The organism is Alloalcanivorax profundimaris (assembly GCF_015265435.1).
Classification (GTDB): Bacteria; Pseudomonadota; Gammaproteobacteria; order Pseudomonadales; family Alcanivoracaceae; genus Alloalcanivorax; species Alloalcanivorax profundimaris.
On sequence record NZ_JABJWH010000037.1, the window covers coordinates 76,227 to 95,671 of the forward strand.

A 19,445-nucleotide genomic window follows, 5' to 3' on the forward strand; every position below is an offset into this window, starting at 1 on the left:
GATTCCCCTGCCAGAATTGACCGACTATGCCCGAACTACCCGAAGTGGAAACCACCCGGCGCGGCATTGAGCCCCACGTGGCCGGCCGCGTGCTCACCGCCGTCACCGTGCGCGAGCCGCGCCTGCGCTGGCCGGTGGACGCCCGCGTGGGCGAGCTGCGCGACCGGCCCATCCGCGCCCTGCGGCGGCGCGCCAAGTACCTGCTTATTGACCTGGGCGACCTGGAGCTGGGGATCCATCTGGGTATGTCCGGCACCCTGCGGGTGGTGGAGGCGGACACGCCGCTGCGCAAGCACGACCACGTGGACCTGCACCTGGACTCCGGCCGGCTGCTGCGCTTCAACGATCCGCGCCGCTTCGGCGCCCTGCTCTATCTGGCGGAGGGGCTGACCCATCCGCTGCTGGCCAATCTCGGGCCGGAGCCCCTGGACGAGGCGTTCGGCGGCGACTGGCTGTACCAGCGCAGCCGGGGGCGGCGGGTGTCGGTGAAGAGCTTCATCATGGACAACGCCACCGTGGTCGGGGTGGGCAACATCTATGCCCAGGAAAGCCTGTTCCTGGCCGGCATTCATCCGTCGCGCCCCGCCGGGCGCATCAGCCGGGCCCGTTACGAGCGCCTGGCCCTGTCGATCCGCGCCGTGCTGGCCAAGGCCATCGAGGCCGGCGGCACCACCCTGCGGGATTTCACCCGCGCCGACGGTCAGCCCGGCTACTTCGCCCAGCAGTTGCTGGTCTACGGCCGCGCCGGCCAGCCCTGCCCCCAGTGTGGGGCGCCGCTGCGCAGTGCCCGTCATGGCCAGCGGAGCACGGTATTTTGCGCGGCCTGCCAGCGCTGAGTGGCCGCCAGCGGCCATATTGCCGGGCTCATAACAAAGCTGTAGATTGTGATGTGATTGTCGGAAGAAGAATTACTTAGGAACGACAATAGCAGTATTACATTAACAAGCTCCCGGTGGACGCCCTGGGCGTGCCGGAGCACATCGACGATTCAAAGCAAGAGGGAACCACCATGAAGCGAGCCCTGCGCCTGGTCGCGGCCACCGCTCTCGCCTCGACGCTTTCGCTTGCCGGTCCCGCCCAGGCTCGCGACATGGAGCTGGACGGCGCCCGTCCGTCCGCGCTGGCCATGTTCGGCGACGCCCTGATCGTGCGGCCGATCATGACCGTGGGCACCGTTGGGGGCATCGCCGTCTACGCGGTCACCCTGCCGTTCAGTCTGATCGGCGGCAACCCGCAGGAAGCGGCGGACACCCTGGTGAAGACGCCGGCGGCCACCGCCTTCGCGCGCTGCCTGGGCTGCACGCCCCGTCAGCACGAGCGTCTGCAGGCGGACAAGCGGGTAGCGGAAGCGAATCGCGCCAAGGAAGAGGACTGACACCACAATGAAAGCCAACATCGCCGCCCTGGCCGTTCCGTTGATCGGCCTGGGCCTGCTGTCGTCCGTGCACGCGGACGAGCACTCTCCCGCCTATCTGTCCCTGGGTTACGGCCACCACGAACAGGACGACCGCTTCTTCGGGGACGACCGTTTCGAAACCGGTGAGCTGATTGGCAAGCTCGGTGGCCGGGTGAACAACTGGTTCGGCGTGGAAATGCGCGCCGGCACCACGATCAACAAGAACGAGGAAGACCTGCGCGGTTTGCCCGGCGTCAAAGGCGAGTACGCCATCGAGTATTTCTACGGCCTTTACGCCAAGCTCAGCTGGGCCAACCGCACCGCCTTCACGCCCTACCTGCTGGGCGGTTACACGGAAGGCAAGGAGAAGCTGGATACCGACCTCGGCGAGGAGGATCAGAAATTCTACGATTCCTCCTACGGGGCCGGCGTGGACATGGACGTTAACGAGCGGGTCGGGCTGAACGTGGAATACATGTTCTACTACGATAAGGACAACGTGACCCTCAAGGGCCCCGCCGCCTCGGTCTACTGGAAGTTCTGAGCCGGCGCTTCAAACCGCCCGGACACAAAAAAGCCCCGCCACGTAGCGGGGCTTTTTCATTATGTAGGAGCGGCTTCAGCCGCGATACCCACGTTTGCGACCCACGTTTGCGTCTCCATCAAGGCCGAATCGCGGCTGAAGCCGCTCCTACAGCGAGGGCGGTGCCCAGCGGGGGCACCGCCCTCGCCGTCAGGCGGCGGCGTGGTCGCTGTCGTCGTGGCCTTCGTCGCGGCCCAGCAGCATGTACATGGCCGGCACCACGAACAGGGTGAACAAAGTGCCGATGGTCATGCCCGCGGCCACCACCAGGCCGATGGCGAAGCGCGCCCCGCCGCCGGGGCCGGCGGCGATCAGCAGGGGCACCATGGCCAGCACCAGGGCGGCGGTGGTCATCAGAACCGGCCGCAGCCGCACGGAGGCGGCGTGCTCGATGGCCTGGCGCTTGCTCATGCCCTCGTCCTGCATCTTGTTGGCGAACTCCACGATCAGGATCCCGTGTTTCGAGATCACCCCGATCAGGGTCACCAGGCCCACCTGGGTGTAGATGTTCAGGGTGGTCAGGCCCAGGCTCACGAAGATCATGGCGCCGCACACGGACATGGGCACCGTGATCAGCATGATGATCGGGTCCCGCCAGGATTCGAACTGGGCGGCCAGCACCAGGTAGATCACGATCAGCGCGAAGAAGAAGGTGATGATCAGGTCGCTGCCTTCGTTCTTGAACTGCCGGGACTGGCCGGAGTAATCCACCGAGTAGCCGGGCGGCAGCACCTGGTCGGCGGCGTTTTCCAGCACGCCCAGGGCTTCGCCCAGGGTCACGCCGGGCCGCTGCACCCCGGAGATGGTCACCGCGTTGAGCTGCTGGAAGCGCTTCAGCTGCTGGGGCTGCACGGTTTCCTCCAGGCTCACCACCGTGGCCAGGGGCACCAGCTCACCGGTGCCGGTGCGCACGTAGAACTGCTTGAGCTGCTCCGGCGTCAGCCGATCGGAGCGCTGCACCTGGGGAATCACCTTGTAGGAGCGGTTCTCCAGGGAGAAGCGGTTGGCGTAGCCGCCGGCCAGCATGGCGCCCATTTCCAGGGCCAGCTGCTGCATGGTGATGCCCAGGGTGGCCGCTTTTTCCCGGTCGATGACGATGTTGTAGCGGGGCTTGTCGATCTTCAGGTCGGTGTCCATGAAGATGAACTTGTTGCTGGCCCGCGCCTTGTCCAGCACCTCGTTGGCGAACTCCTGCAGGTTCTGGGTCGGCTCGGTGGTGCCGATCACGAACTCCACCGGCAGCATGCCGCCGGCGGTGGGCAGGGACGGCGGCACGAAGGTGGCCACCTGCAGCCCGGCGATTTGGTTCACCTTCTGGGTCAGTTCGTTGTTCACCTCGTCGGTGGTCAGGTCCCGCTCGTTCCAGCTGTCCAGCACGAAGCCGGTGAGCGCGGTGTTGGAGGCGGTGGTGGAGCCGCCGCCGCCGATGCCGTTGAGCAGGAACACATTGTCGATGGCCGGAATGGTGTCGGCGATCTTGTTGAACTCCTGGGTGAAGGGTTCCAGGTAATCCAGGGTCACGTACGGGTCCGCGGTGGAGGACGCCAGCACGAAGCCCTGGTCTTCCTTGGGTTCCAGCTCGCTGGGCGAGGTCACGAACAGGAAGTAACAGGACACCAGGATCACCACGCCGAACACATAGACCACCGGGCGGTCGTTGAGGGCGCCATGCAGCCGGCGTTCGTAGCCTTTTTCCAGTTTCTCGAAACGGCGGTTGAGCCATCTTTCGAAGCGGTGACCTTCCCGGTTGGGGTCGTGGGCCTTGAGGATCTTGGCGCACATCATCGGCGACAGGGTCAACGCCACCACGCCGGAGAGCAGCACGGCGCCGGCCAGGGAGAAGGCGAACTCCACGAACAGGGTGCCGGTGAGGCCGCCCATGAAGCCGATGGGCAGATACACCGCCACCAGGGTGGTGGTCATCGCCACCACCGGCCAGGCCAGTTCCCGGGCCCCCTTGATGGCGGCGTCGAAGGTCGACAGCCCCTCCTCCACGTGTCGGTGCACGTTCTCCAGCACGATGATGGCGTCGTCCACCACGATGCCGATGGCCAGCACCATGGCCAGCAGGGTCAGCAGGTTGATGGAGAAACCCATCAGCAGCATCAGGAACAGGGCGCCGACCATGGACAAGGGCACGGCGATGGCCGGGATCAGCACCGAACGCAGGGAGCCCAGGAACAGATAGATCACCAGGATCACGATCAGCACCGCCTCGATCAGGGTCTTCACCACCTCGTCGATGGAATCCTGAATGTAGTCGGTGCCGTCGTAGGGAATGTCGCCCTGCATGCCCTCGGGCAGCTGCGGGAAGATCTGGTTTTCCAGTACCTGGCGCACCTCGGCGATGACGTCCAGGGCGTTGGCGTCGGTGCCCACCTCGATGCCCATGAAGGTGGCCTGGCGACCGTTGAAGGTCACCGAGGACTGATAGGACTCCGAGCCCAGCTCCACGTCCGCCACGTCGCCCAGGCGCACGATGGCGTTGTCCTCGGCGCGGATGATCAGCCGCTCGAACTCCTCGGCGGAATTCAGGTCGGTGCCCGCCTTCAGGTCCAGGGCCACGTTGGTGCCCTTGGTGCTGCCCACGGCGGCCAGTACGTTGTTCTGCTGCAGCGCGCCGTACACGTCCGAGGGCGTGATGCCCAGGGCCGCCATGCGCTGCGGCTTGAGCCAGGCGCGCATGGCGAAGGTGCGGTCGCCGAGAATGCGCGCGCGCTGCACGCCGGAGATGGTGGCCAGCTTGGGCTGCACCTCGCGCACCAGATAGTCGGTGATCTGGTTGTTGTCGAGAATCTCCGAGGAAAACGACAGGTACATGGAGGCGATGCTCTCGCCCACCGCCAGCTCCACCGTGGGGTCCTCGGACTCCTCCGGCAGCTCGCTGCGCATCTTGTTGACCTTGGCCACGATCTGCGTGAGCGCTTCGTTGGGGTCCTCGCCCAGGCGGATGTAGGCCTGGATCGAGGAGGCGCCCTGCAGGGACGTGGACACCAGGTAGTCGATGCCCTCGGCGGAGGCGATTTCCTGCTCCAGGGGGGTGGTGATGAAACCCTGGATCAGGTCCGCGTCGGCGCCGGTGTACACCGTGGTCACGGTGACCACGGCGTTTTCCATTTCCGGATACTGGCGCACGTTGAGCTCGGTGGCGGCGCGCAGCCCGAGCAAAAAGATGAACAGGCTGACCACCATGGCCAGCACCGGCTTACTGATGAATATGTCCGTGAATTTCATGGGCGGCCTCAGCTGTTATCCGGCGTCGGCGTCGCTTCGGCGGATGGCTCCACATCGTTCTCGATAGTCACCGTGGCATCGTTGCGCAGCTTGAGCAGGCCGCTGGTGGCGACCACCTCGCCGGCCTTGAGGCCTTCCACCACGGCGATCAGATCGCCGCGCCGGCGGCCCAGTTTCACGAACCGTTTCTTGACCACCTTCTGGACCTCGCCGTCCTCGTTCTTCTGTTCGCCGTCCTGAACCACGAACACGGCGTTGCCGTAGGGGGCGAAGCTGATCGCGGTGCGCGGCACCACCACCACGTCCTGGGATTGCGGCAGCTGGATGGTCACGTCGGCGAACATGCCCGGGCGCAGCTTGCCGTCGGCATTGTCGAAGGTGGCCTGCAGGGCCACGTTGCGGGTGGCTTCGTTGACGCCCGGCTCGATGGCGGTGATCTCGCCCTCGAACGGTTGCTCCGGGTAGGCGTCCAGCCGCACCCGGGCCTTGAGGCCCTTCTCCACCTTGCCGAGCTCCTGTTCGGGCAGGGAGAAGTCCACGTAGATCGGTTCAAGCTGGGTCAGGCTCACCACCGGGGTGCCCGGCTGCAGGAACTGCCCCAGGTCCACTTGGCGAATGCCGAGGATGCCGTCGAAGGGCGCGCGCACCGTCTTGTAGTTGATCTGCTCGCGCTGGGCGGCGGCCTGGGCGGCGGCCTGGTCGCGCTGGGCGCGGCGGTTGTCCAGCTCGGACTTGGAAATGCTGCCCTGCTTATAGAGCCGCTGGTAGCGATCGAACTCCTGGCGCGACAGCCGCGAGGTGGCTTCCAGGGCGTTCAGTTGGGCCCGGTCGGCGGCGGATTCCAACACCACCAGGGTGTCGCCCTTGCTCACCGTGTCGCCGGATTCGAACTGGATTCTTTCCACCTCGCCGGCCACCTGGCTGGTCACGTCCACGCCGTTCACCGCGTTGACCGTGCCCACCGCTTCCAGGATCCGGGCCCAGCTGTCCGAACGTGCTTCATAGGTGGATACCGCCGCCGCCGGCTGAGGCATGTTGTCGAAGAATTCGTTCATCTTCATGCTGACAAACGCCTTGAAGCCGAAGATCGCCCCGAACACGATCGCCAGGATGATCAGCATGATCACCATGCGCTTGCTGAGAATGCGCTTACTCATCGGTCTAAACCCCTGATAGACGGCGGTGTTATTGATTCTTGTGCCCGTGGAGGGCGGCGTCCCGCGCGACGCCGTGCCTGCCATCCGTGGCGTTAAACTGAGCGAAGAGCATACGCCACGGTAATGGGATATTGAAATGGCAGTGTGAACACCCGGTCAGGCCGCCCCGCCGGGAGCGATTTTTGACGTTGCGTCAGCGATCGGGCAGAGCGGCGAAGAGTTGTTCGAGCACGGTATCCAGATGACGGAACCCCAGGGGCGTGCACGCTACCCGTTCCGTTTCGTCGACCAGCAGGCCGCGCTGACGGAACGGCGCCAGCGCCGCGTGCAACGCCGGCGGCGACCAGCCGCTGTGTTCGGCGAGCCGTTTCGAGGGCACGCCGTCCACCAGACGCAGCCCGTTCATCAGGGCTTCCTCAAGCGGCGCTTCGATGACGGTTTCCTGACGGCGGGCGCTCGCCGGGTCGGCGAGATAGTGTTCCGGCAGCCGGGTCTTCTGGTAACGCAGACGCCGGTCCGGCAGGGTCAGTTTGCCGTGGGCGCCGGCGCCGATGCCGAGGTAATCCCCGAACCGCCAGTAATTCAGATTGTGCCGGCAGGCGCGGCCGTCCCGGGCGAAGGCGGAGACCTCGTAGCGGTGGAAGCCGGCATCGGCCAGCAGCGCCAGGCCCGCTTCCTCGGTATCCGCCCGGCGGTCGCCGTCGGGTTGCTCCGGCGGCGCCCGGAAGAAGGCGGTGTTGGGCTCGATGGTGAGCTCGTACCAGCTCAGATGGGTGGGCGACAGCGCCAGGGCCTGGCGCAGATCGTCCAGCGCCTGCTCGGTGGTCTGGCCCGGCAGGGCGTGCATCAGATCCAGGTTGAAGTTGTCGAAGCCGGCGGCGCGGGCCTCCGCCACCGCCGCCCGGGCGTCGTTGGGGCCATGGATGCGGCCCAGCCTGGCCAGATGTTCCGCGTGGAAACTCTGCACGCCGATGGACAGCCGGTTGATGCCCGCCTCGCGGAAGCCGGCGAAGCGGCCCGCCTCCAGGGTGCCCGGGTTGGCCTCCAGGGTAATCTCGGCGTCGTCGCTGAACGCCAGGCGCTCACGGAGGCCCTGGAACAGCGCCTGGTAGAAGGCGGCGCTCATCAGGCTGGGCGTGCCGCCGCCGATGAACACCGTGCCCACCGAGCGGCCGGTTACCCAGGGCAGGTCCCGGTCCAGGTCGGCGAGCAGCGCCGCCAGGTAGGCCTGCTCCGGAATCTCGGCGCGTTCGTGGGAATTAAAGTCGCAATAGGGGCACTTGCGCACGCACCAGGGCACGTGGATATAGAGGCCGAGCGCGTCGTCGGAGGCGGTCATGGGCGGGCGCGGTAGGAGCGGCTTCAGCCGCGATCCCCCTTCAGCCGGGTGATCAATTCGGCCATGGCCCGCCCTCGGTGGCTGACGCGGTTCTTCTCCGCCGGGTCCATTTCCGCGGCGGTGAGCCCCAGGTCCGGCAGCAGGAAGTGCGGGTCATAGCCAAAGCCGTGCTCGCCCCGGGGCTGCAGCACGATCTCGCCCTCCCAGGTGCCCTGGCAGATCAGCGGCGTGGGGTCCTCGGCGTGGCGCATCATCACCAGCAGGGCCTGGTAGCGGGCGGTGCGCGGCGCCTCGGGCAGGTCGCCGAGCATCTCGATCAGCAGCTTGTTGTTCTTGGCGTCGTTGGCGTCGGCGCCGGAAAAGCGGGCGGAGAAAATCCCCGGCGCGCCGTTCAGGGCGTCCACCTCCAGGCCGGAATCGTCGGCGATCGCCGGCAGGCCGGTGTGCAGGCAGGCATTGCGGGCCTTGAGGATGGCGTTCTCCACGAAGGTGAGGCCGGTTTCCTCCGCCTCGGGCACGTCATAGTCGCTCTGCGGCACCACCTGGTGGGACAGCGGTTCGAGGATGGCGCGCATCTCGTCGAGTTTCTTACGGTTGCCGGAGGCCAGCACCAGAGTGTTCATGGTTTATCTCCGCGTCAGCGGGTCACACGGTAGACGGCGATTTCGCCGAAGAAGTTGGGCCACAGCCGGGTCAGGGGGCCGCTGCGGTGGCGGCGGTTGACCACGGTCCGCTCGATGATGCGGATGTCGTTGCGCCGGCAGTGGGTCTGGAAATCGGTCACCGTGCACAGGTGGATGTTGGGGGTGTCGTACCATTCATAGGGCAGCGCCGAGGACACCGGCATGCGGCCCTTGAAGCCCAGGTAGGCGCGGATGCGCCAGTAGCCGAAGTTGGGGAAGGTAATGATCGCCTCGCGGCCGACGCGCAGCATCTCGTCGAGAATCGCGTCCGGGCGCAGCACCGCCTGCAGGGCCTGGGTCATGATCACGTAGTCGAAGCGCTCGCTCTGGAAGTTGCCCAGGCCCTTGTCCAGGTCCTGCTCGATCACGTTGACGCCCTTCTCGAAGCAGGCCGCCAGATTGTCCTGGTCGATCTCCAGGCCGTAGCCGGTCACCGCGCGTTCGTCACGCAGCCGTGCCAGCAGGGCGCCGTCGCCGCAGCCCAGGTCCAGCACCGTGGCGCCGTGGGGAATCCAGTCGCTGATCAACCGCAGGTCGTCGCGCTCAGACATGGGCGGTCACCTCGTCGGCCACGCGGCCCATGTAGGCGCCGAACAGTTTGGTGTATTCGGGAATCGGCAGCAGGAAGGCATCGTGGCCCTTGGGTGTGTCGATTTCCGCGTAGCTCACGTCGCGGCCCGCCTGGACCAGGGCGTTGACGATTTCGCGGCTGCGCTCCGGGGCGAAGCGCCAGTCGGAATTGAACGACATTACCAGGAAATTGCAGCGTGTTTGTTCCATGGCTTTTTCCAGGGAATGGTCGTACTCCCGGGCCGGGTCGAAGTAGTCCAGCGCCTTGGTCATCAGCAGGTAGGTGTTGGCGTCGAAATTGCGCGAGAAGGTCTCGCCCTGGTGGCGCAGGTAGGATTCCACCTGGAACTCCACGTCGAAGCCGAAGTGGAAGCGACCGGAACGCAGGTCGCGACCGAACTTCATGCGCATGGCGTCGTCGCTCAGGTAGGTGATATGGCCCACCATGCGGGCCAGGATCAGCCCCTGGCGAGGGTAGGTGTCGTGCAGATAATAACGACCGCCATGGAAATGGGGGTCGGTGAGAATCGACTGGCGGGCCACCTCGTTGAAGGCGATGTTCTGCGCCGATAGCTTGGGCGCGCCGGCGATCACCACCGCGTGGCGCAGCCGCTCGGGGAAGTCGATCGCCCACTGCATGGCCTGCATGCCGCCCAGGCTACCGCCCACCACCGCCGCCCACTGGGCGATGCCCAGGGCGTCCGCCAGGCGGGTCTGGCTCTTCACCCAGTCCTTCACCGTCATCATCGGGAAATCCGGGCCCCAAGGCTGGCCGGTCTCCGGATTGGTGGAGGTGGGGCCGCTGGAGCCGTGGCAGCCGCCCAGGTTGTTCGGGCAGACCACGAAGAAACGGTTGGTGTCGATGGGCTTGCCCGGGCCGATGCAGTTTTCCCACCAGCCGGGGCGCTTGTCGTCGGCGCCGTGGTAGCCGGCGGCGTGGTGGTGGCCGGACAGCGCGTGGCAGATCAGCACCGCGTTGGAGGCGTCCGCGTTGAGGGTCCCGTAGGTCTCGTACACCAGGTCATAGGCGGGCAGAACCCGGCCGCACTCCAGCTCCAGAGGCTGGTCCACGTGCAGGGTCTGCGGTTGTACCAGGCCAACGGAGTCCTGGGGAATCGATTCGGGCATTTCGGGTAACCATCCAAAGGTGGGGCAAAGTCTATCGGCCCCCCCCCGGCCGTGCAACGCGCGCCGTCGCCCGGTGGGCGCGCGTTATTTTGCAGTTTTTTAAGGGCCGTTGCCGGGCGGGCCGCCATGGAGGGTCTAGGATGGGGCCTTCCATGCGCGATCAAAGGAGTACGTCATGAACAGCCAAGCGCTGAACGGCAAACGGGTGGCGATTCTGGCCACCGACGGTTTCGAGGAATCCGAGCTGTCCGTGCCCAAGGCCTCCCTGGCCGGCCACGGCGTGGACGTGGAAGTGATCGCCCCGAGCGGCAAGAAGGACGGCATCCGTGCCTGGGCGGAAACCGACTGGGGCGACACCTACGAGGTGACCCGCACCCTGGACGACGCCAAGGCGGCGGATTACCACGCCCTGGTGCTGCCCGGCGGCCTGTTCAACCCGGATACCCTGCGCACCGACGACGCCGCGCTCGATTTCGTGCGCGCCTTTTTCGAGACCGGCAAGCCGGTGGCCGCCATCTGCCACGCGCCCTGGGTACTGATCAACGCCGGCGTGGTGGAAGGCCGCAAACTGACCTCGGTGGCCTCCGTGGCCCAGGACCTGAAGAACGCCGGTGCCCACTGGGAAGACAGCGAGGTGGTGGTGGACAATGGCCTGGTCACCAGCCGCACGCCCAAGGACCTGGACGCCTTCTGCAAACGGCTGGAAGAAGAACTGGCCGAAGGGCGCCATGCCGGCCAGCACGGCTGACCGGAGCGGCCCGCCCCGCCGAGGCGGGGCGGGCGCGTGTCGCGCGCCGCTCAGAACAGGGGGCTGAAGGACCCCTCGTCGTCCTGGCGATCGGCGTTCAGGCTACGGTCCAGCGCCTGGTGCACCCGCGCCCGCTGCTCCTCGCGATCCACGTCCACCAGAATCAGATAACGACCCCGGCGAATGTCCTTGAGGTAGGGTTTGAGGTGGTAGTTGCTGTGGGAAATACCGCGAATGCCGCCGGCCCAGGCGCCGTGGGCACCAAAGAACAGGATGCTCAGCAGCACGCCGAAGAAGCCGATTTGCACGCCCCAGGGGTCGATGGAGGCCAACGCCCAGCCCACCAGCAGGCCGATGCCGGCGCCGATCAGGGCGCCATAGAAGCCGGTGGTCATGATGTTGGTGTCTTCCCAGGGCGTGGTGGCGTGGATGCCCTCGCTGGCCAGTTCGCCGTTGTCGCGGGCCATCACGTGGACACGGTTGGCGCCGACCCGGGCGCGTTTCAGGCCGTTCAAGGCGACCTTTACCTGATCGAGACTGCGGACGAGATAATACACTCTGTACATAGTGCTACTCTCCCTGAGTGGTCTGACCTCCTGATTTCGATGCTACTCCCGCAGCGCGTAAACAAGGGGTAAACGAAGGTTAAGAAACGTTAAGGGGACACCATGAACCAACGTGAAAGCGCCACCGGCCGCCGCGATGGCGATCAGGCGGCGCTGGACCGCCTTTATGCGCTGGTGGCGAACGACGAGGACGCGCGCACCTGCAAGGACATCAGCGAGGCGGCCTGCCGGGAGGTGCCCGGCAATTTCTTCCGCATCATCGCCGCCAACGTGCTCTCCAAGATCGGTGATCTTTTGATCAACCCCAAGACCGTGCTGGCCTGGTTGATCGGCGCGGTGGGCGCTCCCGGCGCCCTGGCCGGGGCCCTGGTGCCGATCCGTGAGTCCGGTTCGCTGATTCCGCAGCTGCTGATCGGCGCCTGGGTGCGCCGCCATCCGGTACGCAAGGGCTTCTGGGCCCTGGGCGCGGTGATCCAGGGGCTGTGCGTGCTGGGCATGGCGCTGGCGGTGTGGCACTGGGAAGGGTTGGCCGCGGGCCTGGCCATCGTCGGTCTGCTGGTGGTTTTCAGCCTGGGGCGCGGGTTCTGCTCCGTGGCCATGAAGGACGTGCAGGGCAAGTGCATTCCCAAGTCCCGGCGCGGCCGGCTCACCGGCCTGGCGTCCACGCTCTCCGGGTTGGCCACCCTGGCGGTGGGGCTGGTGCTGTTCGGCCAGGACAGCGAGCCCGGGTTGCTGTTCTACACCCTGCTGCTGGTGGCCGCCGGGCTGGCCTGGTGGTTGGCGGCGGCGGTGTTCGCCAGCGTCGAGGAGTACCAGGGCGAGACCGCCGGCGGAGGCCATGCCCTGCGCGAGGCCCTGGGCAGCCTGAACCTGCTGGTCACCGACCCGCCGTTCCGGAATTTCGTGATCGCCCGGGCACTGCTCATGGCCTCCGCCCTGGGCTCCCCCTTTCTGGTGGTGCTGGCTCAGGATCGCGGGCCCGGCGCCGCCCTGCTGGGCGGTTTCCTGGTGGCTTCCAGCCTGGCCAGCACGCTTAGCGCCACGATCTGGGGTTACATGGCCGACGCCTCCAGTCGCCAGGTAATGATGCGCGGCGGCGGGCTGGCGGCCCTGGTGTGCCTGGCGGTGGCCGCCGTGGCGCTGCTCGCTCCGGACCAGCCCTGGCTGGCCTGGTTCTATCCGCTGGCCTTCTTCGTGCTGTCCGTGGCCCATTCAGGCGTGCGTATCGGTCGCAAGACCTATCTGGTGGACATGGCCGGCGGCACCAAGCGCACCGATTACACGGCGGTGAGCAACACCGTCATCGGCGTGCTGCTGCTGGCGGTGGGCGGCGTCAGCACCGGCGTGTCCCTGGCCGGCGCCCAGTGGGCGCTGGTGTTCCTGGGGTTGATGGGGGCACTGGGTACTTTCTGGTCCTGGCGCCTGAAAGAGGTCTGATCGCGACTGAAGGCCTAGATAATCGGCCAGAAATGCACCGCCGCCACCCCGGCCGCGCCCATGCCGGTACCGCTGATCAGTGCCAGGGCGCCGTCGTGCGCGGCCAGGGCCAGGGCATAGAGCAGAATGATCAGCGCCGGGATCGCCGCCGCGAAGGGCACCAGCTCCAGGGGCACCATGGCCACCGCCAGCAACAGGCAGGCCAGGGCGCCCACCCGGTTGAACGGCCAGCGGGTCAGTGCCTGCAGGCGCGGCTTGAGCAGCCGGTCCACCCGCTCGGTCCAGGGCCGGGCCCGTTCCACCATGGCGCGGAAACGGTCCTGGTCGAAGTCCACCTTGCGCAGCCGTCTCGGCACCCAGGGGGCGCGCAGGCCGAGCACCAGCTGCCCGGCCACCAGCACGATGAGAATGGCGCACAGTGTGGGCACCCCGGGAATCGCCCCGGTGGGCAGCACCACCAGCAGCGCCGGGGCCAGCAGCAGCGGACCGAAACCCCGCCCCTGCATGGTATCCACCACCGAGACCAGGGAAATCCGGCCGCCGTCCGGCCGCTCCGCCAGTTCCCGCAGTATGTCGGTCAGGCCCAGGGCGGGCTGGGAGTCGCGCATCGACCCTCCTCGTTGCTGTGAGCGTACCGCCGCCGGCGGTGGCCCCAGCCTCGCCGATCCGGGCGGCGAGCACCAGGAAGGGGCATCAGGATTTACCTTTTATAACGTTTTTAGGTAAAGTGCCTCGCTCTTATTCAACAAAATAAAGATCGGAGGGAACCCGTGAAAAAACAATTTCTATTGGCCGCCGCTGTGTCCAGCCTGACCATCCTGCCCCTGACCGCCCAGGCGGACGTTGGTTTCCTGGTCGGCGCCGCCGCTGCCCGGGACCAGAGCAACCTGGACGATTTCATCGACAAGAATTCCCCGTTGTCGGCGAGCTCCGCGGATGCGGAAATCGGCACTGATATCTATATTGGGCTGGCCGCGAACGACATGATTACTTTCCGGCTCGGCCACCGAAGCTTTGGTGATGCGGAAACGGACATTACGGACGGCTTCGCCGTGGGGCAGGCGGAGTTGGAGGCTGACGGTATCTATCTTGCCGTGGATGCAATGTTCGCCGTCACTGAAACCTTCTATGTGGGTGGCACCCTGGGTAACCAGGACGTAGACATGGATTTCACCATCCGTGGCCCGGGGGGCGCGGAGAAGATTAAGGACGATGCAAGGGACTTCTTTTACGGATTGCGTGCTGCCTGGTTCTTGAGTGAGCAGGCCGCCATCACCGGATCGTTCAATCGGTACAAGTTTGAAGTGGAAGACGCCGACGAGGATATCGAATACGACAGCCTCGCCGTGGGTCTTGAATACCGCTTCTAGGTTCGTTCGAACAGCAAGTCCCACACCCCGTGGCCCAGGCCGGCGCCACGGCGCTCGAACTTGGTTTCCGGGCGCCAGGCCGGCCGGTCCGCGAACCGGCCGGCGCCGGCCCGGTTTTCGAAGCCGTCGGCGCCGGCCATCACGTCCATCATGTATTCCGCGTAGTTTTCCCAGTCCGTGGCCATGTGCAGCACGCCGCCGGGGCGTAGCTTGCGGCCCACCAGCGCCACCCAGTCCGGCTGCACGATGCGGCGTTTGTGGTGCTTCTTCTTGTGCCAGGGGTCGGGGAAGTACAACTGCACCCGCTCCAGGCTGCCGTCCGGAATACACAGCTTGAGAATGTCCACGGCGTCGTCGCAGTAGCTGCGCAGGTTGGTGAGTCCGCGCTGCTCGATTTCCATCAGCAGGGCGCCCACGCCGGGCCGGTGCACCTCGATGCCGATGAAGTCCTTGTGCGGATCCGCCTGGGCCATGTCCGCCAGGGATTGGCCCATGCCGTAGCCGATTTCCAGCACCCGGGGCGCGTCACGACCGAACACCGCCGTGGGGTCCAGCTCGCCCTGGCCCCGTTCCAGGCCGAAGCGTGGCCACAGGGTTTCCAGGGCGCGGCGCTGCCCGGCGGTGAGCCGGCCCTCGCGCAGCACGAAACTGCGCACCCGGCGCATGACCTTGCCGGTTTCCGGGTCGCGGTCCTGATGGAGAAAATCGAGCATCGTGGTTCAATCCCGGGAAATCAGGCCTTCGGAGGGGGAGGACGGGTTGGCGAACACCCGCTTGGGCATGCGCCCGGCCAGGAAGCCCTCGCGGCCGGCCTCGATGGCCTTCTTCATGGCGCTGGCCATGAGCACCGGCTCGCGGGCGTGGGCGATGGCGGAGTTCATCAGGATGCCGTCGCAGCCCAGTTCCATGGCCAGGGTGGCGTCGCTGGGGGTGCCCACGCCGGCGTCGACCAGGATCGGCACCTTGGCCTCTTCCATGATCAGCAGCAGGTTGTGCGGGTTGAGCACGCCCAGGCCGGAGCCGATCAGCGAGCCCAGGGGCATCACCGAGACGCAGCCCATGTCTTCCAGCTCCTTGGCGACGATCGGGTCGTCGTTGGTGTAGACCATCACGTCGAAGCCGTCGTCCACCAGTTGTTGGGCGGCGCGCACGGTGTGGGCGATGTTCGGATAGAGGGTCTTCTGGTCGCCCAGGACTTCCAGCTTCACCAGGTTGTGGCCGTCCAGCAGCTCGCGGGCCAGCTTGCAGGTACGCACCGCGTCCTCGGCGTTAAAGCAGCCGGCGGTGTTGGGCAGGATGGTGTACTTGTCCGGGGTGACGAAGTTGAGCAGGTTGGGCTCGCCGGGTTCCTGGCCCAGGTTGGTGCGACGCACCGCCACGGTGACGATCTCCGCGCCGCTGGCCTCCACGGCCTGGCGGGTCTGCTCGAAATCCTTGTATTTGCCGGTGCCGATCAGCAGCCGGGATTGGTAGGTCTTGCCTGCGATGTGGAGCGGGTCGGACATGGTGGTTTCCAGCGTTGGTGAAACAGGGTTCGGGCTGATTTCCGCCATTCCTGGCGGCTCTTCCGCGTACCATTCTTTGGCGCCGTGCCCGCCATCCCTGGCGCGGCGCCGTGCCGGTCTGAACGCCCGGCCCGGACGTCCTGTCCGGTCGTAAATCGCGCTGTAAGCGCGATTTACCCACCCCCGATGGCGTGCACGATTTCCACCACGTCGCCGTCGTGGAGGCGATGCTGGCCGTGCTCGCTCTTGGGCACGATATCCCGGTTCACCTCCACCGCCAGCCGGCGGCCGCTCAGTTGGAGCTGGGCCACCAGATCCGCGACGGTGGTGCCATCCAGGGTCATTGGGTCGCCATTGACGGTCAGGGAAGTCATGGTGGTGCTCGCTATCCGTGGGTGTGGGTGTCAGCCGTGGGCGCGCCACAGCGACCAGGCCAGCCACAGCCAGCCGACGATCAGCGCCACGCCGCCCAGCGGCGTGACCGCGCCGAGCCACTTCTGGCCGCTGAGCACCAGCACATAGAGGCTGCCGCTGAACACCAGCATGCCGGCGAACAGAATCCAGCCGGCGGTGGTGAGGCCGGCGCCGAACTGGCGCGCCAGCACCCCCACCAGCAGAATCGCCAGGGCATGGTAGAAGTGGTACTGGCTGGCCGTGGCCCAGATGTCGAGCATGGCCGCGTCGACGCGGTTCTTCAGCCCGTGGGCGCCGAAGGCCCCGAGCGTGACCGCCAGGGCGCCGTTCAGGGCGCCCAGGAAAAGCAGATATTTCATGGTCACCGGCGTGTTGATCCGTGGAGACCCGATTGTACTGGAAATTGGGATTGGGAGGGGGCTCTTCAACCGCCTGGAAGACCATAAAAAAGCCCCGGCGGAGGGCGCCGGGGCGAAAGGGTTCCGCGAAGCCGTCGCCGCGTCAGGCGGCGATGGCGTTGCGCAGTTTCTTCAGCGCGTTGTTCTCAAGCTGACGGATCCGCTCCGCGGACACGCCGTATTCGTCGGCCAGCTCCTGGAGCGTGGCCTTCTGGTCGGCCAGCCAGCGGCGTTCAAGAATGTCGCGGCTGCGGTCGTCCAGGGTCAGGATGGCGGAACCCAGCTGGCGGGAGCTGCGTTCCTGGTGGTCTTGCTCGGCGACCAGATCCGCCGGGTCGCTGTTGTCACTGTGCAGGTAAGCGGCCGGCGACGGGATGGTGTTGTCATCGTCGTCGTTGGTGGGGCCGTCGAAGCTGGCGTCGAAGGCGCCCAGCCGGCCTTCCATTTCCTTCACCTGGGCCGGGGTCACGCCCAGGTCGTCGGCGACCCGCTTGGCTTCCTCGGTGGTCAGCCGGCCGAGGCGCTTCTTCTGGCCGCGCAGGTTGAAGAACAGCTTGCGCTGGGCCTTGGTGGTGGCCACCTTCACGATGCGCCAGTTCTTGATCACGTACTCGTGGATTTCCGCCTTGATCCAGTGCACCGCGAAGCTCACCAGGCGCACGCCCTTGTTGGGATCGAAGCGTTTCACGGCCTTCATCAGGCCCACGTTGCCTTCCTGGATCAGATCGCCCAGGGGCAGCCCATAGCCGGTGTAGCTGCGGGCGATGTGCACGACGAACCGGAGATGGGCCAGCACCATGTTGCGGGCGGCGTCCAGGTCGTCCTCGAAGTACAACCGCTCGGCCAGCTGTCGCTCTTCCTCGACGCTGAGCACCGGCACCGAGTTGACCGCGCGAATATAGGCATCCAGGTCGTCGCCCGGCACCGCCAGCGGTAACGCTTGGGCCTGTTGCAGTTGTTGGGTGGTCATGTCCCTTCTCCCTGATTGGATGGGGCCGATATTAGCACTCGGCATATATGAGTGCTAATAGCCGGAATAGTTCCCCGCCATTCAAACCGTCAATCGGCTGCGAACAGCTTGCGGCGTGGGCGGTGACGTCGTGATGACATCCGTCAATATAGACCGCCTTCCACCGCCGTGAATTCCCTACTTTAGGGGAAGAGCCCCGGGTTCATGGGTAAAGAAAGGAAAAACCGGCGGTGTGAACAGGCCCTAGAACTGCGGTTCGATGTCGCCGAGATGGCGGCTCACCGCCAGCCAGGCGCCCAGCAGGCCCAGGGTGCCGCTGAACAGGGGCAGTACCAGGGCGGTGGACGCGGCCATGCCGGTTAGCGAGTGCTCGCTCTCGTAGAGTCGCAGCAGCTCGTTGATGGGGCCGCCCAGCCACCACAGGGCCAGGCTCACCAGGATCAGCGCCAGCAGCCCGCCGGCGAAGCCGAAACAGAAGCCGCTGTAGAGGAAGGGGCGGCGCACGAAACCGTCGGTGCCGCCGACGATCTTGATCACCACGATTTCCTCCCGGCGGCTCTCGATGGCCAGGCGGATGGTGTTCACCACCACCAGCACCACGGCGATGGCCAGGCCCAGGGTGAGCACGCTGATCAGGCGGTCGCCCAGCTCGATGATGGCGTGCAGGCGCCGCACCCAGGCCACGTCGAGCTGGGCGTTGTCCACCTCGGGCAGGCCGTTGAGGCGTCGCTGCAGGGCCTCGATCTGCCCGGGCGCCACATCCTCCGGGTAGACCACGATCAGCGGCGGCAGCGGGTTGTCCGGCAGGGCCTCGAGCACGTCGCCGAAGCCGGACAGGGTCTTGAACTCGTCCAGGGCCTGCTCCCGGGTGATCACCTCGGTGCGCGCCACCGTGTCGAAGCCGGTCCATTCCTCGGCCAGGGCCCGCTGGCGGTCGTTGTCCACGTCCAGTTGCAGGAACACGGACAGGTGCGCCTGGCCGTCCCAGCCCTTGGTGAGGGCCCGGGCGTTGTCCATCAGCACCGCCAGCCCGGCGGGCAGGGCCAGGGCGATGGCGATCACCAGCACCGTCATCAGGGCGCTGGAGGGCGCGGCGCGCATGCGGCCCAGGGCGTCGGCCAGGGAATCCCGGTGGTGGTGGCGCCAGGCGGTGAACTGGTCGGCCAGGGAGGTGCGCGTGCTGCGGGCGCCGGCGGGGCGCCGCTGGCGGGGGTTACGGGCCACGGCGGTCCTCCCGGACCCCGGCGTAGAGGGCCAGATCCTGGTCGCGCTGGGAGGCGGCTTCCTCGCCGTCGTGGATCAGCCGGCCCTCGCGCAGGGTCAGCAGCCGGTGCCGGTAGCGGGCGATCAGCGACAGGTCGTGGGTGGCGATCAGCACCGCCACGCCGACCCGGGCGAAATCGTGGAACAGGTCCATGATCTCGGCGCTGAGCGCCGGGTCCAGGTTGCCGGTAGGCTCGTCGGCGAGCAGCAGCGGCGGTTTGTTGACCACCGCCCGGGCGATGCCGATGCGTTGCTGTTCACCGCCGGAGAGCATGATCGGGTTGAGCTTTTCCTTGTCCAGCAGGCCGACCTTGTCCAGGGCGGCGCGCACCCGCTTGCCGATGTCGGCGCGGGCGAAGCCGGCGATCACCAGAGGCAGGGCCACGTTGTCGAACACGCTGCGGTCGAACAGCAGCTGGTGGTTCTGGTGCACCATGCCGATCTTGCGGCGCAGGAAGGGGATATGGCGGCTGCCGATGCCGTTCAGGTTCAGGCCTTCCACGAACACCTGCCCCTGGGTGGGCCGCTCCAGCATCATGATCAGCTTCAACAAGGTGGACTTCCCGGCCCCGGAATGCCCGGTCAGGAAGGTCAGCTGCCCGGCGGGCAGCTCGAAACTGACCTGCCGCAGGGCGTCCTTGCCGTTCGGGTAGCGCTTGCCCACCCGGTCGAACTTGATCATGT

21 protein-coding genes are annotated in these 19,445 nt (G+C 66.4%); 6 read left to right on the forward strand and 15 right to left on the reverse strand.

Going from position 1 to position 19,445, the window contains the following annotated elements; genetic code table 11:
* Nucleotides 1–26: 26 nt before the first annotated feature.
* The 3 genes from mutM (at nt 27) to HMJ39_RS17085 (ending at nt 1,940) form a co-directional block, all read left to right on the forward strand.
* Nucleotides 27–836 (forward strand): bifunctional DNA-formamidopyrimidine glycosylase/DNA-(apurinic or apyrimidinic site) lyase, encoded by an 810-nt coding sequence (gene mutM, locus HMJ39_RS17075; protein ID WP_194298218.1) that lies wholly within the window; start codon nt 27–29, stop codon nt 834–836.
* Between the two features lie 173 nt (nt 837–1,009).
* Nucleotides 1,010–1,375, forward strand: a complete 366-nt coding sequence (locus HMJ39_RS17080; protein ID WP_161382552.1) for a hypothetical protein — start codon at nt 1,010–1,012, stop codon at nt 1,373–1,375.
* 7 nt (nt 1,376–1,382) lie between these two features.
* Nucleotides 1,383–1,940, forward strand: a complete 558-nt coding sequence (locus HMJ39_RS17085; RefSeq protein ID WP_194298219.1) for an outer membrane beta-barrel protein — start codon at nt 1,383–1,385, stop codon at nt 1,938–1,940.
* Nucleotides 1,941–2,129: 189 nt separating this feature from the next.
* Here HMJ39_RS17085 and HMJ39_RS17090 read toward each other — a convergent pair whose 3' ends face one another.
* The 6 genes from HMJ39_RS17090 to metX form a co-directional block, all read right to left on the reverse strand.
* Entirely contained in the window at nt 2,130–5,213 is a 3,084-nt protein-coding gene (locus HMJ39_RS17090) for an efflux RND transporter permease subunit (RefSeq protein WP_194298220.1), read from the reverse strand.
* A gap of 8 nt (nt 5,214–5,221) precedes the next feature.
* Entirely contained in the window at nt 5,222–6,370 is a 1,149-nt protein-coding gene (locus HMJ39_RS17095; RefSeq protein ID WP_228462440.1) for an efflux RND transporter periplasmic adaptor subunit, read from the reverse strand.
* A gap of 193 nt (nt 6,371–6,563) precedes the next feature.
* Nucleotides 6,564–7,709 carry a radical SAM family heme chaperone HemW gene (gene hemW, locus HMJ39_RS17100; protein WP_194298221.1) on the reverse strand — a complete coding sequence of 382 codons (1,146 nt, stop codon included), beginning with the start codon at nt 7,707–7,709 and terminating at the stop codon, nt 6,564–6,566.
* Between the two features lie 23 nt (nt 7,710–7,732).
* Entirely contained in the window at nt 7,733–8,332 is a 600-nt protein-coding gene (rdgB, locus tag HMJ39_RS17105; protein WP_161382548.1) for an RdgB/HAM1 family non-canonical purine NTP pyrophosphatase, read from the reverse strand.
* Between the two features lie 14 nt (nt 8,333–8,346).
* Nucleotides 8,347–8,943 (reverse strand): methionine biosynthesis protein MetW, encoded by a 597-nt coding sequence (metW, locus tag HMJ39_RS17110; RefSeq protein WP_161382547.1) that lies wholly within the window; start codon nt 8,941–8,943, stop codon nt 8,347–8,349.
* Nucleotides 8,936–10,090 carry a homoserine O-succinyltransferase MetX gene (metX, locus tag HMJ39_RS17115; protein ID WP_194298222.1) on the reverse strand — a complete coding sequence of 385 codons (1,155 nt, stop codon included), beginning with the start codon at nt 10,088–10,090 and terminating at the stop codon, nt 8,936–8,938. The genes metW and metX overlap by 8 nt, the downstream gene beginning before the upstream one ends.
* 175 nt (nt 10,091–10,265) lie before the next feature.
* On the opposite strand from metX, the gene HMJ39_RS17120 reads away from it, so the two are divergent.
* Complete coding sequence (locus tag HMJ39_RS17120) at nt 10,266–10,838, forward strand: type 1 glutamine amidotransferase domain-containing protein (RefSeq protein ID WP_194298223.1); 573 nt, start codon at nt 10,266–10,268, stop codon at nt 10,836–10,838.
* 50 nt (nt 10,839–10,888) lie between these two features.
* Here the strand turns inward: HMJ39_RS17120 and HMJ39_RS17125 are convergent, their stop codons facing one another.
* Nucleotides 10,889–11,404 (reverse strand): hypothetical protein, encoded by a 516-nt coding sequence (locus HMJ39_RS17125; protein WP_194298224.1) that lies wholly within the window; start codon nt 11,402–11,404, stop codon nt 10,889–10,891.
* Nucleotides 11,405–11,506: 102 nt separating this feature from the next.
* Here HMJ39_RS17125 and HMJ39_RS17130 point away from each other — a divergent pair, with 102 nt between their 5' ends.
* Entirely contained in the window at nt 11,507–12,841 is a 1,335-nt protein-coding gene (locus HMJ39_RS17130) for an MFS transporter (protein WP_194298225.1), read from the forward strand.
* Nucleotides 12,842–12,855: 14 nt separating this feature from the next.
* Here the strand turns inward: HMJ39_RS17130 and HMJ39_RS17135 are convergent, their stop codons facing one another.
* Nucleotides 12,856–13,449 carry an exopolysaccharide biosynthesis protein gene (locus HMJ39_RS17135; protein WP_194298226.1) on the reverse strand — a complete coding sequence of 198 codons (594 nt, stop codon included), beginning with the start codon at nt 13,447–13,449 and terminating at the stop codon, nt 12,856–12,858.
* Nucleotides 13,450–13,611: 162 nt separating this feature from the next.
* Here HMJ39_RS17135 and HMJ39_RS17140 point away from each other — a divergent pair, with 162 nt between their 5' ends.
* Nucleotides 13,612–14,211: an outer membrane beta-barrel protein gene (locus tag HMJ39_RS17140; RefSeq protein WP_194298227.1), complete on the forward strand. Its 600-nt coding sequence runs from the start codon at nt 13,612–13,614 to the stop codon at nt 14,209–14,211.
* Here HMJ39_RS17140 and trmB read toward each other — a convergent pair.
* The 7 genes from trmB to ftsE form a co-directional block, all read right to left on the reverse strand.
* On the reverse strand, nt 14,208–14,924 hold the full coding sequence (gene trmB, locus HMJ39_RS17145) for a tRNA (guanosine(46)-N7)-methyltransferase TrmB (protein WP_194298228.1): 717 nt from the start codon (nt 14,922–14,924) through the stop codon (nt 14,208–14,210). The two genes, HMJ39_RS17140 and trmB, sit on opposite strands and share 4 nt — an antisense overlap.
* Before the next feature lie 6 nt (nt 14,925–14,930).
* Nucleotides 14,931–15,716 carry a thiazole synthase gene (locus tag HMJ39_RS17150; protein WP_194298229.1) on the reverse strand — a complete coding sequence of 262 codons (786 nt, stop codon included), beginning with the start codon at nt 15,714–15,716 and terminating at the stop codon, nt 14,931–14,933.
* 173 nt (nt 15,717–15,889) lie between these two features.
* Nucleotides 15,890–16,090 (reverse strand): sulfur carrier protein ThiS, encoded by a 201-nt coding sequence (gene thiS / locus HMJ39_RS17155; RefSeq protein ID WP_194298230.1) that lies wholly within the window; start codon nt 16,088–16,090, stop codon nt 15,890–15,892.
* A 30-nt stretch (nt 16,091–16,120) separates the two neighbouring features.
* Nucleotides 16,121–16,489, reverse strand: a complete 369-nt coding sequence (locus HMJ39_RS17160) for a DUF423 domain-containing protein (RefSeq protein ID WP_161382537.1) — start codon at nt 16,487–16,489, stop codon at nt 16,121–16,123.
* Between the two features lie 142 nt (nt 16,490–16,631).
* Nucleotides 16,632–17,498 (reverse strand): RNA polymerase sigma factor RpoH, encoded by an 867-nt coding sequence (rpoH, locus tag HMJ39_RS17165; protein WP_161382536.1) that lies wholly within the window; start codon nt 17,496–17,498, stop codon nt 16,632–16,634.
* Nucleotides 17,499–17,741: 243 nt separating this feature from the next.
* Nucleotides 17,742–18,722 carry a permease-like cell division protein FtsX gene (gene ftsX, locus HMJ39_RS17170; protein WP_194298231.1) on the reverse strand — a complete coding sequence of 327 codons (981 nt, stop codon included), beginning with the start codon at nt 18,720–18,722 and terminating at the stop codon, nt 17,742–17,744.
* Nucleotides 18,712–19,443 (reverse strand): cell division ATP-binding protein FtsE, encoded by a 732-nt coding sequence (gene ftsE, locus HMJ39_RS17175; protein WP_161382534.1) that lies wholly within the window; start codon nt 19,441–19,443, stop codon nt 18,712–18,714. The genes ftsX and ftsE overlap by 11 nt, the downstream gene beginning before the upstream one ends.
* Nucleotides 19,444–19,445 lie beyond the last annotated feature (2 nt).

Excerpts from the sequence above, each read along its gene's own strand:
- mutM (WP_194298218.1), top strand. The coding sequence starts at position 27 with ATGCCCGAACTACCCGAAGTGGAAACCACCCGGCGCGGCATTGAGCCC.
- HMJ39_RS17080 (WP_161382552.1), top strand. The coding sequence starts at position 1,010 with ATGAAGCGAGCCCTGCGCCTGGTCGCGGCCACCGCTCTCGCCTCGACG.
- HMJ39_RS17085 (WP_194298219.1), top strand. The coding sequence starts at position 1,383 with ATGAAAGCCAACATCGCCGCCCTGGCCGTTCCGTTGATCGGCCTGGGC.
- HMJ39_RS17090 (WP_194298220.1), bottom strand. The coding sequence starts at position 5,213 with ATGAAATTCACGGACATATTCATCAGTAAGCCGGTGCTGGCCATGGTG.
- HMJ39_RS17095 (WP_228462440.1), bottom strand. The coding sequence starts at position 6,370 with ATGAGTAAGCGCATTCTCAGCAAGCGCATGGTGATCATGCTGATCATC.
- hemW (WP_194298221.1), bottom strand. The coding sequence starts at position 7,709 with ATGACCGCCTCCGACGACGCGCTCGGCCTCTATATCCACGTGCCCTGG.
- rdgB (WP_161382548.1), bottom strand. The coding sequence starts at position 8,332 with ATGAACACTCTGGTGCTGGCCTCCGGCAACCGTAAGAAACTCGACGAG.
- metW (WP_161382547.1), bottom strand. The coding sequence starts at position 8,943 with ATGTCTGAGCGCGACGACCTGCGGTTGATCAGCGACTGGATTCCCCAC.
- metX (WP_194298222.1), bottom strand. The coding sequence starts at position 10,090 with ATGCCCGAATCGATTCCCCAGGACTCCGTTGGCCTGGTACAACCGCAG.
- HMJ39_RS17120 (WP_194298223.1), top strand. The coding sequence starts at position 10,266 with ATGAACAGCCAAGCGCTGAACGGCAAACGGGTGGCGATTCTGGCCACC.
- HMJ39_RS17125 (WP_194298224.1), bottom strand. The coding sequence starts at position 11,404 with ATGTACAGAGTGTATTATCTCGTCCGCAGTCTCGATCAGGTAAAGGTC.
- HMJ39_RS17130 (WP_194298225.1), top strand. The coding sequence starts at position 11,507 with ATGAACCAACGTGAAAGCGCCACCGGCCGCCGCGATGGCGATCAGGCG.
- HMJ39_RS17135 (WP_194298226.1), bottom strand. The coding sequence starts at position 13,449 with ATGCGCGACTCCCAGCCCGCCCTGGGCCTGACCGACATACTGCGGGAA.
- trmB (WP_194298228.1), bottom strand. The coding sequence starts at position 14,924 with ATGCTCGATTTTCTCCATCAGGACCGCGACCCGGAAACCGGCAAGGTC.
- HMJ39_RS17150 (WP_194298229.1), bottom strand. The coding sequence starts at position 15,716 with ATGTCCGACCCGCTCCACATCGCAGGCAAGACCTACCAATCCCGGCTG.
- thiS (WP_194298230.1), bottom strand. The coding sequence starts at position 16,090 with ATGACTTCCCTGACCGTCAATGGCGACCCAATGACCCTGGATGGCACC.
- HMJ39_RS17160 (WP_161382537.1), bottom strand. The coding sequence starts at position 16,489 with ATGAAATATCTGCTTTTCCTGGGCGCCCTGAACGGCGCCCTGGCGGTC.
- rpoH (WP_161382536.1), bottom strand. The coding sequence starts at position 17,498 with ATGACCACCCAACAACTGCAACAGGCCCAAGCGTTACCGCTGGCGGTG.
- ftsE (WP_161382534.1), bottom strand. The coding sequence starts at position 19,443 with ATGATCAAGTTCGACCGGGTGGGCAAGCGCTACCCGAACGGCAAGGAC.